The 16,015-nt window shown below is 48.3% G+C and carries 11 protein-coding genes; 9 read left to right on the forward strand and 2 right to left on the reverse strand.

Annotated features, from left to right (window positions below):
* Window positions 1–18: 18 nt before the first annotated feature.
* The 6 genes from H6A12_RS11125 to H6A12_RS11150 all read left to right on the forward strand — a co-directional run bounded on the left by H6A12_RS11125 (window position 19) and on the right by H6A12_RS11150 (window position 9,029).
* Window positions 19–4,449, forward strand: a complete 4,431-nt coding sequence (locus H6A12_RS11125; protein ID WP_204447867.1) for a suppressor of fused domain protein — start codon at window positions 19–21, stop codon at window positions 4,447–4,449.
* A gap of 16 nt (window positions 4,450–4,465) precedes the next feature.
* The gene (locus H6A12_RS11130) at window positions 4,466–5,329 is read left to right on the forward strand and encodes a CbrC family protein (protein ID WP_204447869.1); all 864 of its coding nucleotides are present in this window, start codon (window positions 4,466–4,468) and stop codon (window positions 5,327–5,329) included.
* 71 nt (window positions 5,330–5,400) lie between these two features.
* Window positions 5,401–5,757: a hypothetical protein gene (locus H6A12_RS11135; protein ID WP_204447872.1), complete on the forward strand. Its 357-nt coding sequence runs from the start codon at window positions 5,401–5,403 to the stop codon at window positions 5,755–5,757.
* A 13-nt stretch (window positions 5,758–5,770) separates the two neighbouring features.
* A complete protein-coding gene (locus H6A12_RS11140) occupies window positions 5,771–6,484 on the forward strand; it encodes a hypothetical protein (protein WP_204447873.1) in 714 nt (237 codons plus the stop codon).
* Window positions 6,485–6,517: 33 nt separating this feature from the next.
* Window positions 6,518–7,426 carry a hypothetical protein gene (locus H6A12_RS13480; protein WP_243415499.1) on the forward strand — a complete coding sequence of 303 codons (909 nt, stop codon included), beginning with the start codon at window positions 6,518–6,520 and terminating at the stop codon, window positions 7,424–7,426.
* Window positions 7,398–9,029, forward strand: coding sequence for a recombinase family protein (locus tag H6A12_RS11150; RefSeq protein ID WP_204447875.1), 1,632 nt, complete (start codon window positions 7,398–7,400; stop codon window positions 9,027–9,029). Before H6A12_RS13480 ends, H6A12_RS11150 begins: the two co-directional genes overlap by 29 nt.
* A gap of 546 nt (window positions 9,030–9,575) precedes the next feature.
* Here the strand turns inward: H6A12_RS11150 and H6A12_RS11155 are convergent.
* Together H6A12_RS11155 and H6A12_RS11160 are read right to left on the reverse strand one after the other, a co-directional pair.
* Window positions 9,576–10,907 (reverse strand): MATE family efflux transporter, encoded by a 1,332-nt coding sequence (locus H6A12_RS11155; RefSeq protein WP_204447877.1) that lies wholly within the window; start codon window positions 10,905–10,907, stop codon window positions 9,576–9,578.
* Window positions 10,897–11,751, reverse strand: a complete 855-nt coding sequence (locus H6A12_RS11160) for an AraC family transcriptional regulator (RefSeq protein WP_204447879.1) — start codon at window positions 11,749–11,751, stop codon at window positions 10,897–10,899. The genes H6A12_RS11155 and H6A12_RS11160 overlap by 11 nt, the downstream gene beginning before the upstream one ends.
* A gap of 158 nt (window positions 11,752–11,909) precedes the next feature.
* On the opposite strand from H6A12_RS11160, the gene H6A12_RS11165 reads away from it, so the two are divergent.
* The 3 genes from H6A12_RS11165 to H6A12_RS11175 all read left to right on the forward strand — a co-directional run bounded on the left by H6A12_RS11165 (window position 11,910) and on the right by H6A12_RS11175 (window position 15,879).
* Entirely contained in the window at window positions 11,910–14,135 is a 2,226-nt protein-coding gene (locus H6A12_RS11165; RefSeq protein ID WP_204447882.1) for a pyruvate formate lyase family protein, read from the forward strand.
* A gap of 2 nt (window positions 14,136–14,137) precedes the next feature.
* Complete coding sequence (locus H6A12_RS11170) at window positions 14,138–15,016, forward strand: glycyl-radical enzyme activating protein (protein ID WP_204447884.1); 879 nt, start codon at window positions 14,138–14,140, stop codon at window positions 15,014–15,016.
* A gap of 131 nt (window positions 15,017–15,147) precedes the next feature.
* Complete coding sequence (locus H6A12_RS11175; RefSeq protein WP_204447886.1) at window positions 15,148–15,879, forward strand: MBL fold metallo-hydrolase; 732 nt, start codon at window positions 15,148–15,150, stop codon at window positions 15,877–15,879.
* Window positions 15,880–16,015: the final 136 nt, after the last annotated feature.

Raw genomic sequence — 16,015 nt, forward strand, 5'->3', positions numbered from 1 at the left:
ACGAAAGGAGATCATGATATGGATTTATTGAAACAATGCCAGCAATGGTTTGAACAGGATGAAGCGCAGAAGGTAATCGACGCCCTGGAAGCGATTCCTGCCGAGGAGCGCACTCCAGAACTGGACAGTGAACTGGCCAAGGCATATATTGCCGTTGCAGATATAGGAGAACGAGAGCCTTTTGAAAAGGCGCTGGAACTTCTGGCTCCCCATGAGGAGCATTTTGCCGGAGATCACTGCTGGAATTATCGGATCGCTTCCGCTTATTATTACCTGGATGAGGAAGGTCCCGCCCTGCGTTACTTTAAAAAAGCCCTGGAAGCCCGCCCTGGAGACAAAGATACCCAGGAGTACATAGACGATTGCCGCCGTCGTTTGTCCCTGCCCCGGTTTGAAAAGAACTTCCATGAAAGGACGCAGGAAGCATGGGCAGCCTTTTCTCAGATTGAGGCGGAGTTGCGTGAAATCATGGATACCGACAAAACGCATCGGCGCAGCGAAGAACTGATTGAAAAATGCGGGAATGCACTCAAGACGGCCCTGCGCGATACTTCCTTTGAGCTGGGCTTTAATGGCGAAAAGTATGAATTGATCCTCAGTCCAGAAGGGCTTCGCTCCCGCCTGTTCCCGCTGGTGTATTTCCAGCAGCAAGCCCCGGAATCGGTACTTGAGCATTGGAATATCTGGGTAGGCCGCCAGCCCTGTGAGGGGTTCGAGCTGCGAGCTGGAGAGATTGAAGTTCGGGCTGAGGATGTGCAGATGTGGGCAGAGGAAACAGAGAATCATCAGGTAAGTCTGGTCCTTTACTGTGAAAAGCTGACGCCGATCTTGAAAGAGGACACAGACAAGGTCTGGTGGGCACTCTCTATGCTGGTGGATCAAACCATTGGAGAAGTTTCCGCTATCGCCTTTGTTGCGGGGTTTGATATTTACGCGGAGCCGAAAGACGAACCGGCCATGCTCCTTTCCGAACTTCCAGAGTTGCTTGAACGTATGGGACTTACCTTATGGCGGGATGGCAGCGATTATCTGGAACAGAGCTATCTTGCTTATGAACTGGAACCGGTGGAGGACCCGGAGGCTGACTGGCGGCTGGATGTTTATACTGGAAGCTGCCGCCTGCCGGTGCTCATCAACGACTACCTGACTGCCCGCAGTGATATGGTGGATGAGTACCACAAGGATGGCATTGCCGCTGGATTCCTCCTGTACCCGCTGTCTGGGTTTACCGGCGAGAAGCGGAGCAAGGACATTCTGGATTTCCGGGATGCACTACAAGAAGCAATTTTGAACCAAGCCGGAACGGAAGCCGTGACCTTCCTGGGTGGGGCCACCGGACTGTATCACGGGTATCTGGATTTCATCGCCTGGGATCTGCCCGCTGTTTTGGATGCGGCACAGGCGTTCTTTGAAGAAACTGACCTGCCCTATGCTCACTTCCATGCATTCCGGCGGGATGTGGGCGGTGTGCCGCTGCTGGATGAGAGGGAACCGGAGCCTGATATTCATGAGGAAACTGGCTCCCTGCTCTCGGCAGAGGACGTTAAAACGCTGGAATCCTTTGACGAAGGGACTGCCGGTTACTTTGGAAAAATGCTCCACTGGCTGGAGAATTTTATCAAAAACGGCGTAGAAGAAGGAAGATTCACCGAAAAACAGGCACACCAGGATTTGCAAATCGCCCTCTGGTACGCCTTCGCCTGCAACAATCTGGATGACTATATCCACTACTACCGCGCTGTGGAATGGATGAAGGATTCCGAGAAAAACGCCGCAGGCTGCGCTACCTGGTACTACCGGTATTCTGTTGCGCTGATGTACTGCGGCAGGCTGGAAGAAGCGCTCAGCTATGCGGAAAAAGGCGCCCAGGAGGAGCCGGACTACCCCTGGGTCTGGCTGCAAGTGGGCAAGCTGCGGGCGCATTTCGGGGACAAAGCAGGCGCGCTGGATGCCGTTAAACAAGGATTAAAGCTGGAACCGGGCGATTATGAGTTCCTGACCTTGCAGGAGGAGATCAAAGCCGGAGCCCCCCTGGAACAGATGGAGTGCCATTGGATCAACCCCGACGCTGACCAAACGCTCCAGCAGGGACTGGATGAGGAGGCCGATGATAAGCAACTTGCCTTGGCGTGTATTCGAGTGGATGAAACAGGACTTGCCGAATTTTATGAGCTATTTCATCCGGAGCGGTATGGCTATGAGAAAAATTCCCCCTGCTGTGAATTTCAGTACCCGGTGGAGGAACATCTTGTGGAGCTGTCCTTCCGTATGAACGAAGCCGGACTCTCCAAGATGGGAACCGACTGGCTGCGGCAGCTCAAGGAACGGTTGGACAACGGAGAATGGCTGACCCACACCCCTGAAGGAGAACCGGAGGGCATTCTAACAGGTGTGTTTGTGGACCAGACCCGCCGCATTGGTCTTGTCTATCAACAGCCGGGAGACGATCAGTATTTTCAGATTTTCCTGAATCCAGATGGTACGAAGGCGGATGCCTTCTGGTCCTCAAGAAAAAACAGTGAGCCGGAGGTTTATTCGGAAGATGAGATGTCTGTGATAGAGCAGCACATCAAAAACACCTTTGGTGAGTTTGAGAATGTGTTCCATGAGCTGGTTTCCCCTGACATCCATGTGGACATCTGCGTTGTTCCTCCCTCTGAGGAACGGGACTATTACACACTGGTAACGATGGGTATGGGTGCTCACCGAATGAATGTGCCGGAAGAACTGGCGGAATACAAGCTGGAGCGAGCGGAACTGGCCATTGCTCTGCCACCGGATTGGAAACTGGATGAGGAATCCCTGAAGGATGAACGGTGGTACTGGCCTATTGGTCTCTTGAAAGTGTTGGCCCGCCTGCCCATTTCCAGCGATACCTGGCTGGGCTTTGGCCACACAATGGACAAGCAATCGCCGTTTGCAGAGGATACGAAACTCTGCGCCGCTATTCTGACCGGTCTCCAGGGCGTGGAGGAAGGCGGCAAATTCTGCACTTTGCCGGGCGGCGAGGAGGTCAACTTCTATCAGGTGATCCCTCTCTATCGGAATGAGATGGAGTATAAGATGGAGCATGACGCGGATGCTCTGCTTAAAAAAATGGCAGGCATCAGTTTTGTGGTCAATCCCACCCGCCAGAATGCCATCACCAGAGGAACGCTTGCGGATGAGGAATTCACCGGCGATATGGACGATGCCGCCCGGCACCTGGAATCCATTCAGGAAAAGGGACTGCCGGTGGATGAGTTGAGCGCTTATAACCACATGGCAATCTATCTGCGCTGGTGCATGGAGCATGATTTGATGAGCGCGGAATTTATGGAACGGTACTGGGAGCAGGTGCAGCAGTTTATGGCAGATCTGAGCCGCGCCGATCTGCGTGGCTTTATCCGGGACCAGCTGAAAGGACAGCTCTTTGGGGCGCTGTTCAACAAGGAGGGCGCAGCCTTTGCCGGATACTACTATGGCGAGGCGGACAGCCCGTACTTCCCCGGCGACATTGATAACTATGCCTTGGAATATTTCGGCTCAGAGCAATATGATTCCGATAAGTTCCAGGATGAAGCCTATCTGTTCATCCCATTTGATGAAAACTATTATCAGGCTATGGCAAAAGTTATGGAAAAGCGGTTCGTCAACTGGCAGGGACAGAGTTTCGATGAGGCCACTCTGGAGCCTTCAGACCTTGCGGAAGCCATGATGGAATATCTGGACTGTGAATGTACCTATTTTCCCTCAATGACGGATGATGACCCCATCATGTCGGCATACAACTATGCCAAACGAGAAAGTGTCAAAGAGGGATTTGTGCCAGTGCTCATCAAGGCGGATGACGAAACTTTGTGGGAATGCTTGATTATGAATTCCGACCCGGAAAGTGAGGGCGAGGACGACTATGCTTTCGACCCGGACAAAGTTGCCGAATACCGGAAGAAAATGCTCTCCGCCCCCGTCAAGAACAGTAAGGCAGTCCTGGAGGAAATGATTGGGCAGCGCAAGGAAGAAGCCGAGGATGACGATATGGACTGGAATGAGGAGATCCTGGGCGAGATGGAGGGCGGATATGAGAACCGTCGTTTTTCAAGCTACTGGAATTCCGATAATAATATGACCTATCCTCTCATTCTGGCTAAAATCCCCGTGAAGAATCCTTGGGAAATTTTTGCCTATCTGCCCTTTGGTGGCTGGAATGAATGTCCTAACACGCCGGAATTAATGACAGTTGCGAAATACTGGTTTGAGCAGCATGGGGCGGTGCCCGCAGTTATGACTCATGATGAGCTGGAGTTCCTGCTCCCGGCCCCCGTTTCCGAGAAAGAGGCCATAGATGTAGCGGTGGAGCTGTACGGCTTCTGCCCTGATGTGATTGACCAGGGCCCAGAGGATGCCACCGTTGGTGCTTTGGCGGATGTGCTGCGGCAGTCCACTGTTTGGTACTTCTGGTGGGATTGAGCAGGAGGATGTGTCTATGAACGAATACCTGAAGCAATATATTGAACTCCAAAAGCAGTTTCGTGAGACAAAAGGAAAAGCGGATAGTGTTCGTGCGCTTTATGCGTTCAAAGAAGAATTAGAGCAGAGCGAAGATACACAAGCTAAAGAAGTATTGGTGTATGTTTATGACCTATTGGACTTCAAAAAAAGTGCCTATGAATTGCTTTCTAAAATCGGAGATCGGTCGAATCCAAAAATTTTCCGGCGTCTGGCGATTATGAAAGAATATGCCGATGACTGGGGAGACTCCTTTGCCCTCCGCAAGCCTAAAACCAAAGCGGAGAAACAAAAAGACAAGGAAAAGCGAGACAAACTTGGTCTTCCTTCTTTCCGGTACCATCCAGACCCTTTGGATACCGGGGCTTTTGAGCAGTCTGAGGAGAGTGTGGTTTGTGATTGCTGTGGCAAGAATACTCATATTTACTATACCGACCCCTTCTATTCCGTGGAAGATATTGAGTATTTGTGCCCAGAGTGCATTGCCAGCGGCGAGGCGGCCCGGAAATACAACGGCAGCTTTCAGGATGATTGTTCTTTGGATGATGGTGTAGACGATCCAGAGAAGCTGGATGAACTTATCCACCGCACGCCTGGCTATTCCGGCTGGCAGCAGGAATACTGGCGCGCCCATTGTGGTGACTATTGCGCCTATTTGGGTAATGTGGGAGCCAGCGAACTGCGGGCGCTGGATGTGCTTGAAGAAGTTTTGGATGACCCCATGTGGGACGATGAGCAGAAAGAAATGATTCAGGAATCCGTTAACGGAGGGCATCTTCAGTGCTATCTGTTCCAGTGCCTTCACTGCGGAAAGCACCTGATCTGGATGGATTTCGATTGAGATGTTTTTATGACCACGCAGTTGTATCTTCAAAAAGCAGAAATGCAATTATCAAGAGGTGTTGTTCCAAAATGTTGCGTGATGGACTTGTGTTTAAAGATGAGGATGGTCAGGTCATATTCAACCAGTACAGTTTCTGCGAACTGGTGAAACACCTGCTGGTGGAGCTGGTAGGGATCTCCTATGAGGAAGCCTCCCAGATAGTGGAACGCTCACCGCTGGCAGCGCCAGTGGCCAATGTCATGGGCGTGGCGATATTCAGCCATGACCTGCCTTATTACTGGGCTATGTTTTTTTACTATGGGAACGGTTATTGGTGGGCGGACAAGGGTATTCCAGCGCAGCCAGAGGATATGGATGCCTATTTCGCTTTAGAAAAGAAAATCATGGAAAAACACAACTTAAAAGAGCCTTTTGAGTGGGAGTGAAAGGACGGATTCAATGGGATATGATGTGAGTTTTCACCCGATTTCACCAAAGGAAATGCGGGAATGGTATTTTACTCCCTTAACCTGGATACAGCAGGGACAGGAGGAAAAAGTGCTGGCACTTGCCGCGCAGCATGGAATGGAGGATTTCTATGCAGAAAAATATCTGAATACCTTGCGCGTTGGGGCTGAAACGGAATCTAACGAGCTGTTTGACAAAAGCCACGGCTTCTATATTGCAGTAATCCAAGGGTTTTTCAGAGATTACTATTACACCAGAGGTAGTGCCTTTTCGTTCCTGGTGGAACAAAAGCCAGAATATGCGCGGTACTTCACCTCATGGGAACAAATCACTCCTGTTTCCTTTCCAAACCCCATGCAGAACCGAATCATCGAAAACTACTGCTCCGGTGTATATCTGTCTCCAGATCAGGTTGTGCAGCTTCTCAAAGACATGGAGCAGGACCCAAAAGTCCTTGAAGATCTGGAGGGGCTTTGGAGCAATGGACAGATCGCTGTGCTGAAAAAAGCACTTTCTGCTGCTGCAAAATCAGGAGCTGGTCTGTTGGAGGCCACTGAAGTGGTAGAGCCCAACCCCATCAGTCCGAATGAGAGCACAAGCTACTCCAATCTGTACCATTGTGATCGGGACGGGGTGTATCTCTACATAGATGCCGTCAGTGGTCAATTAGCGGATGCGATTGGGAAAAACGAAGGACGAACATAAGCAGTTGGCGACATTTATCAAGGGGGTGGCACATTGAGCTACACAAAATTCAGCAAGGAAGTAACCAAGTGGCTGAAAGCCAATGGGCTGCCCTGTTATGGAACAGCCTATGATGGTCCTGAAGTGACTCAAACCAGACTGGATGCATGGATGCAAGGAAGTAAGATGATCGCACAGAAGTGGATCTCGGAAAAGCGTTATCAGGAATTGATTTCTTGTGCTCATGGCGGCTGGTATCAGGATGATGTGCTCTTTGAACCATTAGCAATCCATTTCGTAAAGAATCATTTGTTCGACGAGCTTCGATTTTTATGTGAGCATGATATTAGACATTCTGTGAAAAATCTGCTGTCAACGATTAAATCGGAAAAAGAGGAGCACAAAACGCTGGACATAGATACCGTCCGATGTGCCGAATGCGGCGACAGGCTGATTCACAGAACCGACAATTCCCGAAAAAATACAGAAAGCTGGTACTGCAAAAATAAAGACTGCAAGACGGTCATCAGAAAGACTGTTGCTGTACTGGAAGACGAGATAACAGAGCTTCTCAACTCTGTCATTCAAAATCCCGATCTTGCCGGAAAGGAATACATCTCATCAAAAAATGAGACGCCGATCGAAATCAAACGAATGGAAAATGAAATAGAACGGGCGCTCGGACAGATCGACTTTGATAAGGAAACCATTCAGAACTTAATTCTGCAGTGTGCTTCCAAACGGTATGAGAAAGAAAAAAGTCAAAAACACATTACGGATCGGCTGAAAGCGGATTTTGAGAAATCAAGTCCGCTTTCTGTATTCGATGCAGAGTTTTTCAGCAAAACGGTGACTGCCGTCCTTCTCACGAAAAACGGTTCAGTCAGCCTGCTTCTGAAAAACGGAAATATCATTGGAAAGGAGAAAAACAAAGATGTCAACGCAAGCAGTGACAATGCCTAAAGCAGTCAGAGTGATTCCTGCCAAGCCGGAATACAGCGGAAAAAGCAATGCGGACTTTCGACCAAAGCGTGTTGCAGCATACTGCCGTGTATCTACAGACAAGGAAGAACAGGAACACAGCTTTGAAACACAAAAAGAAATGTACACCGATATGATCATGATGAAACCCAACTGGCAGATGGCAGGGATCTATGCAGATGAAGGAATCACCGGAACAATCGCCAAAAAACGCCCCGACTTCATGCGCATGATTGAAGACTGCCGCAAGGGAAAAATTGATATGGTCATTACCAAATCGGTTTCCCGGTTCTCAAGAAACAATCTCGACTGTCTGCAGTATGTGCGCGAACTGAAAGAACGCGGAATTCCCATTCTGTTCGAAAAGGAAGGCATCAACACACTGCAGGTATCCAGCGAACTTCTGATAACGCTCTTCAGCGGCCTGTCACAGGCTGAGAGCGAATCCATCAGTATGAATGTTAAAATAGGAAAACGGCAAAGCATCAAAAACGGAAATGTACCGTTCTGCTACAGTTCATTCCTCGGATATCGGAAAGGTGCGGACGGCAAGCCTGAAATCGTGCCGGAAGAAGCAGAAATCATCAAACGAATCTATGCGGAGTATCTTGCAGGGACAAGTCTTATAGATATTGCGAAAGGTCTGATGAGAGACGGAATCCTCACCCCTAAAGGAAAAACCAACTGGACAACAAAAGGTGTCCTCTCGATACTGACCAATGAAAAATATAAAGGCGACGCACTGCTGCAAAAGACCTATATTGTGGACTGTATCAGCAAAAAATCCAAAAAGAATACCGGTGAACTTCCGATGTACTATGTAGAGAATAATCACCCTGCGATTATAGAACGGGCGGTCTTCGACCGGGTTCAGGAGGAAGTATCACGGCGTAACAGTAAACGCAAGGTCAAAGATGTCGGTACAAAAACCGAGCTTGGCAAATATTCAAGTAAATATGCTCTGACCGAGCTGCTCTTCTGCGGAAACTGCGGAACACCGTACCGCAGAACAACATGGGCAAAGAACGGCAAGAAAAAAATCGTTTGGCGCTGCATTAGCCGATTGGATTACGGCACGAAATACTGCAAAAACTCACCTTCAATAGAAGAAGGGGTTCTGCAGAATGCGATCGCTGCGGCTATCACCCGTAAAGCGCAAACAGAGGGTGCGAATATTCAGCGTATCAGGGAACACATTGAAATGTACCTGAACAGAAAAGATAATTCAGATCTTGAAGAAAAACAGGAACGGCTGGTATCTCTGAGACAAAGAATTGATGAGTTAACCAGCATGGACAGCGAATCCGCTCAGAACGGAGATTTTGACGAACTGTTCGAAAGCCTGTACACAGAAATGTACGCCATAAAAGATGAACTTGAAGATGCGGAAAAGACAAACGCGAAGCTGGATACAGCGGTGAACCAGATAGACGAAATGACCACTGTTATGTACGGACTGAAAAACCATCCGGTAGAATATAACGAGCAAATCGTTCGCCAGCTTATTAGCAGCATCAAGGTAGTCTCCGCAGAACAAATCCTTATCCTCTTCAAAGACGGTACTGAGATAACAGCAGATCTGTAAATCAGAAAGGAAATGCAAATGACTTATATTATGAGTTGTGTTTGGCTTGATTATATGGTAAAATATTTTCAGTGTAAAAACTGTGTGGGTTCAAGTCCCAAGACAAAAAAATGCGTGGCATCTTTTTTAGTCCCTGTTTACATAACTGGGCACCAGTTTTGATACAATGAGTATCGAAGCGGGTGTCCAGTTTCTTTTTGTAAAAGCCCCTATTTGCAAGGGCTTTCATATACTTTTTAACGAAAGCAGGCTCTGCGGTAACTGCGGAATGGTCGCCGTAGAGCCTTTTGCATTTTTGCCTGTGTACTTTTTAATTATTGGTCTTGGGGGTGTGCATTGGGTTCAGAGGAATAATTAAAAGGTGCAACGCTCTGTTTACGGAGATACAACCCTTCCGTTCCGAAGTGTGGCGTGGGTATGTGTTCTGTTTTGCCTGCAAACAGTAAATTGGGGAACATTATTAAAAACAATTTATACTTTATCAGCGATATTAAAAAGAGCCTGAATGCAATTGCATTCAGGCTCTTTTTTGTATGAAAAAATATTTTACTGAGAGAACGACTTTAGGTATCGCTTTAAAAAGAGCACGCCAATGAGATCTGCAATCACCCAGCCGATCGGGATGGCCCACCAAATGCCAAGCACGCCGATTTGCGGAATCGGGGATAAAACATATGCGAGCAAAACGCGCAGACCAAGTGAAACGACTGTGAGCACAACCGAGATGCCCGGTTTTCCAAGTCCGCGATACAAACCGTAAAATAAAAACAGAAACCCGATTGCAAAATAAAACGAGCCTTCCACATAGAGATACGTTATGCCGGTTTGGATGATCTGTGTTTCACTGGGATCGATGAAAATTGTCATGAGCGGAGCGGCAAAAAGGATGACCGCGGTCGAAATCACGATACAAAACAAAAAGGAAATCAAAAATCCTGTGCGAATACCCTGTTTGATGCGTGAGCCTTCACCGGCGCCTTTGTTTTGTGCGATAAACGTGGAAAACGCATTGCCGAAGTCCTGCACCGGCATATAGGCGAAGGAATCGATTTTTACCGCAGCTGCAAACGCCGCCATGACTGAAACGCCGAACCGATTGACAACGCCCTGCACGAGCAAAATGCCGAAATTCATGACCGATTGCTGCACGCAGGTGAGAAGTGAGAAATTGATGATTCTCGCAAACAGTGCGCGGTCAAAGCGGCAGTGGCGGCGGTGCGGAATCAGATGCGGCGCTTTTTTGATGCAGTACACAGTCATTCCGATTGCAGATACAAATTGCGCGATGATTGTGGCAATCGCTGCACCGGAAACACCCATCTGCATTGGAAATACAAACAGCCAGTCGAGGAAAATGTTTAACACGGCACAAACCCCTAAGAAAATAAGCGGCATCAGTGAATTTCCGATGGCACGCAGCAGGGATGCAAAAAAATTGTAGAAAAAGGTTGCCGGAAGACCCAAAAAGATAAAAAACAGATATGCCTGCGTCATGGGTCTGATTTTTTGCGGAATATCGAGAAAGGACAGCATCTGCGGCAAACACAAAATTGAGAGCAGGGTGATGAAAGCAGTCAGAATACTGATCAGCACGAATGACAAAAACACGGATGTCTTCAATTCGTCCAGCTTTTTTGCGCCGAACAGCATTGAGAATAGAATACCGCTGCCCATGCACAAACCAAGAATGACAGAAGTGAGAAATACCATCACCGCATAAGAAGTACCTACTGCCGCTAAAGCATCAGCGCCGAGCTTGCTGACAATCAGTGTGTCCGTGATGTTGTAGCACTGCTGCAGGAGATTTCCTGCAATCAGCGGCAGGGAAAAGCGCAGCATCGCGCCTGCGACAGATCCTTTGGTAAAATCAATCTGCATGGAATTCCTCCTTGTTACGGTTTCCGGTCGTACGCCGCAGTTTTGCCGGAGAGGTGTCAAAATAGTTGTAAAAACAGGTGTAAAAATGACTCAGGTTATGAAAACCACACAGCTCACAGATATCGACAATCGAAAGATCGGTCGTTGTGAGCAGTTCATGCGCATGATGAAGCCGAAGTTCGTTGATGTATCGCGTAGGCGTGGTACCCAGATGACGCCGAAACTCCCGATTGATGTATTCCTGCGAATAATTTGCAATTTGGATGAGCCGCGGAAGACCCTGCACAAAGTTTTCAGGCTTGGCCATTTCATCTAATACATGCAGCAGCCAATCGGGCGGACGCATGTCACTATCGTGGTTGTCGGCGGTCAAAAAATAATACATGGCCTCCGCGCTGATGCGGCGATAGAGCGCTGTTCGTTGTTCGCTGTCTTTCATGGTTAAAAGCTGTTCCATCGGCTCTTCCAGCCGATGCGTCTGCGCATCGGTTAAGATCACATGCTTTGAAAGCGGTAACGCATCAAGTGCATACACTTCCCGTTCGCCGTAAAACGCACACAGCCGTTCATAATCGGCCTGCGGCAGTCCGGAGTTATAAAACGAAAAGTCCTGCGATTTATAGTAATCATAACAATGTTCGTCGTCGGGACGGACAAACACGAGTGAGCCGCGTGACACAATCTGATATGAGCCGTTCACCAGATGGAGTGCACGACCCTTTGTTACAAGGAAAAATTCATGGAAATCATGGCAATGAAGCGGAAAGGTTTCTTCAATGCTGTTTTGCTTTAATACGAGCATCCGCACCGCATCCGGGCGTTTTTGCGTTGTCAGCCGGATCATTTGGTTCCCCCTCTTTTATACGAAAAATCATTTCAATACAATATCAATATACCATAAAAACACGTCAATAGTACAGTAGATTTTAAAAAAATTTTTTCGTATCATAAAGGCAAGAGGAACGTGTGCAGGAGGTACACGTGATTATCGGAGGAATCAATATGTTTTATAACGCAAAACAGGATCTCGACTACGCACTGGCGTTTACACGCACCTATCAGAGCGAGCCGGACAAAGCGCTCAGAGAAGCAAAATGCTTGGCGCTTCAGGTTCCGTATGTGCTGGAACCGATCGGCGATGAGGACTTGATCGTCGGATATATGAAACACGGATTTGTCGGTTTTTCCCCGCAGTACGGCGGCAGTTATACCTATTACTATTGGGATGACCGTGTGGTGGAGGCGCTTGACAGCATCCGTGATACGGTGGATGAATCGTACATCGAACAAATCGAACAGATGCGCGCATTTTGGAAAAAAGAAAACACCGAAGCAAAAGTCCGCGCACGGTTTTATGAGAAATATCACAAGCAGATTGCTGTGGGCCGCTATTATTATGCTGTGTGCCGTGTGGCAGGCATGAACGTTGATTTAAAACTGCTTGTCACAGAGGGCTTGCCGGGACTGCGCAGACGGATTGCATCGTTGAGTGCAGAAAACGGCGACAGTACGTTTTATGATGCACTTGAGATGTCGCTTGATGTGATTGCGGATGCATGTACAATGTACCGCGACAGTGCGGAACAGATGCTCTGCGATCCGACACTTTGCGAGCGCCGTTTGCATGAACTCACGCAAATCCGCAACAACTTTGCATGGATCAAAGACAATGCACCGCGGACTTTCAAAGAAGCATTGCAGCTCATTTGGATTTATGCTGTGTGCTCTGACTTAATGAACTTCGGCCGTCTGGACGAAACACTCGGTTCGTTTTATGCAAACGACGTGAGAGAAAACCGGATTGATGAGGAAGAGGCAATTCGCTGGCTTTCATCGTTCTACAAAGCAATTATCCGTGTGAGCAAGGTGCATGACAGCCGCATCATCATCGGCGGCAAAGGACGCACCAATCCGGAAGAAGCCGATAAACTGGCGCTGCTGTTTATCGAAACATCCAAACGTGTAATTGATGTTGTGCCGCAGCTGACACTGCGCTATTATATCGGCATGAACGAAGAACTCATGGATAAAACGCTCGAAAATATTGCAGCAGGTGCAGTATATCCGATCGTATACAGTGATGAAACGGTCGTTCCGAGTGTCATGAAATCGTATGGCATCAGTGAGGAAGAGGCAGCAAAACACTGGGTTCCGCTCGGATGCGGCGAGTATATCATGGAGGGATGCGGTGCGGCAACGCCGAACACCGGAGTCACACTGGCACAAGCACTTGATGTGGTGCTGCATCGCGGCTATGATTCGTTTACCAATACGCTGCAGGCAGAAAATATGAAAGACGTGTCGGAATACGAGACGTTTGAAGATCTGTTTTCGGCATATTCCGAGATGATGCGTGTTCCGTGTGAAGAAATGGCATATCATGAGCAGTTAAACTATCAGGTTGCCGGTGAAGAGTCGGAATATCTGTACTTGAGCCTGCTTACCCATGACTGCATGGAAAAAGGAAAAGGTATTTTCTCAGGCGGATGCCGGTACTTATGTGCAACAAGCGAAATTTTCGGTTTGATTACCTGTGCAGACAGTCTTACAGCAATCAAACACTGTGTATATGATCAAAAACTGTTTACCTTAACAGAGCTTGTCCGGATGCTTGATGCGAATTTCGTCGGGTATGAGAAAGAACGCCAAGCACTCCTCAATGCGCCGAAATACGGCAATGACGATGATGAAGCGGATGAAATTGCGGTTCGTGTGCTCAATAATATCTCCGATCTGCACACAGAAGGCGGCAAACAGACGAATCTTTATCGGTATCACATTGTAAGCGTGAACAATTCCGGTTCGGCAGAACGCGGAAAAGTCACTTCGGCGACACCGTGCGGCAGAAAAGCGGGTGAACCGCTGTCGAACGGCAACAGTCCGTCAATCGGCGGGGACAAGAACGGATTGACGGCAACGCTCAATTCAATGCGGAAGTTTGATGCTTCCAAACATGTTGGCGTTGTCCACAATATCCGTTTCAACAAAGATTTGCTCAAAAACCAGTTTGATAAAATCAAAATGCTGCTTGAAATCTTTTATGAGAACAACGGCGTACAGACAAACTTGTCTTCCATCGGCAAGGATGATCTCGAGCAGGCGATGATCCACCCGGAGAAATATCAAAACCTGATTGTCCGCATCGGTGGTTTCAGCGCACGGTTTGTGGAATTAAGTCCGATTGTCCAGCATGAATTGCTGTTGCGTACAACAGTTGAGGAGTGCTGAGCATGCAGGGAACTGTATTTAATATTCAGCGCTTTTCATTGCATGACGGACCTGGCATTCGCACGACTGTCTTTTTGAAAGGATGCAATCTTTCGTGCGCATGGTGTCACAATCCGGAGTCGTTTTCATGTGAGCCGCAGCTTGAGGTGGACACTGTCAAATGTACTTCATGCGGTGCATGTGCGGCGGTATGTCCGGCACACGTGCATGAAATCGACAGCGAAACAGGCGAGCATCGTTTTTCGTTTGAGAAATGTACCTCGTGCGGCGCGTGTGTGAAAGCATGTCCGGCAAATGCCATTCAGACGATCGGCGAAAAAAAGACGCCCGAAGAAGTGATGGAGGTTGTGCGCAAGGATTTGCCGTATTACGGACGTTCCGGCGGCGGTATCACGGTTTCCGGCGGAGAAGCGACAATGCAGTTTGATTTTCTGTGTGAACTGCTAACGCTGTGCAAACAGGAGGGCATTCACACCTGTGTGGAAACAAACGGCGTGCTGTCGAAAGAACGGCTCACTGCATTGTGTGAACTGGTCGATCTGTTCTTGGTCGATTTCAAGCACTATGATACAAAACAGCATCAGCATTATACCGGTGCGCCGAATGAACCGGTGTATGAAAGTCTTTCGCTTTTGCGTGAGAAGCAAAAACCGGTGCTTCTGCGCTGTCCGATCATCCCGGGTGTGAATGATTGCGATGCACATTTTGCGGCAATTCGCGAAATCAAGCAGACACATCCGAACCTCATTGGTGCAGAGGTTATGCCGTATCACGATATCGGTGCGGTGAAATGGAAAAACATCGGCAAAAGCTATCTGATGCGGGATGTGGTTGTTCCGACCAAAGTGCAGGCAGATGCTTGGCGCAAAGAAATTGAATAAGCGTTTATTAAAGATAGAGAAGAGAGAGGATCAAAGAAGCCGCGGAAATTATTCCGCGGCTTCTTTGCAAAGCGGGAGATTGCGCATTCGAAAAAGATTTGCTATGATGAAGAAAAGAAAGGGGATTTTTGATGAAACAGAATACAGTACAGTGGCTTGGAAACGACGGATTTTTGCTGTCGGATGGGGAAACAACCATTTTGACCGATCCGGATTTATTCAACGCGGAGCGAATCTGGCAGGTTTCAGACGAAACGCTGTCACACTGCTTATCAGCAGATTTCGTCTGCTATACACATGCGCACGAGGATCATTTCAGTACGCAAACAGCGCAGTGGCTTCTAAGCAACAGCAGATGCCGGTTTGTGATTCCAAAAAGCTGTCAAGCGAAGGCAGAACAGATTGAAGGAATGTGTGAACGTGCCGTGTTTGTACAGCCGGGACAGCACGGAAAAATCGGAACGATCGAATATGAAACGGTTCGTGCGGTGCATGGACATAAGCAGGGGACTGTCTACAGCGGTGTGGATTTGCGGGACTGCGGTTATGTGTTTTTGATGAACGGAAAACGGTTCTATCAGCCGGGGGATACACTGCTGATTGAGGAACATGTGGAAATGGCGCCGGTTGATGTGCTGTTTGTGTCACCGACGGAGCATAATACGCATGTGGAACATTCACTGCAGCTGATCGAATGGCTTTCCCCGAAAACGATTGTGTGCCAGCATTTTGGTACCTATGAAGAGCCGCCGGTCAACTTTTTCTGGGCGCACGGATATGTAAAAGAGCTTTTGGATGCGCTCTCGCAGCAGCAAAAAGAGAATTGTATCATTCCGGTACCCGAAGAAATGTACGTGATATAACAAAAAACAGGGTGGACAAAATTTGTCTGCACTTGTCAAGAGAAAGTAGACAGTAAAAAGAATATTTATCAGAAGCCCCGTTCGGTTTTAAACTGAACGGGGCTTCTGTAACCCAATGCAGCGGCCGGACGGTGGT

It is taken from the genome of Merdimmobilis hominis (genome assembly GCF_016901855.1).
In the GTDB taxonomy this organism is placed as follows: Bacteria; Bacillota; Clostridia; order Oscillospirales; family Ruminococcaceae; genus Paludihabitans.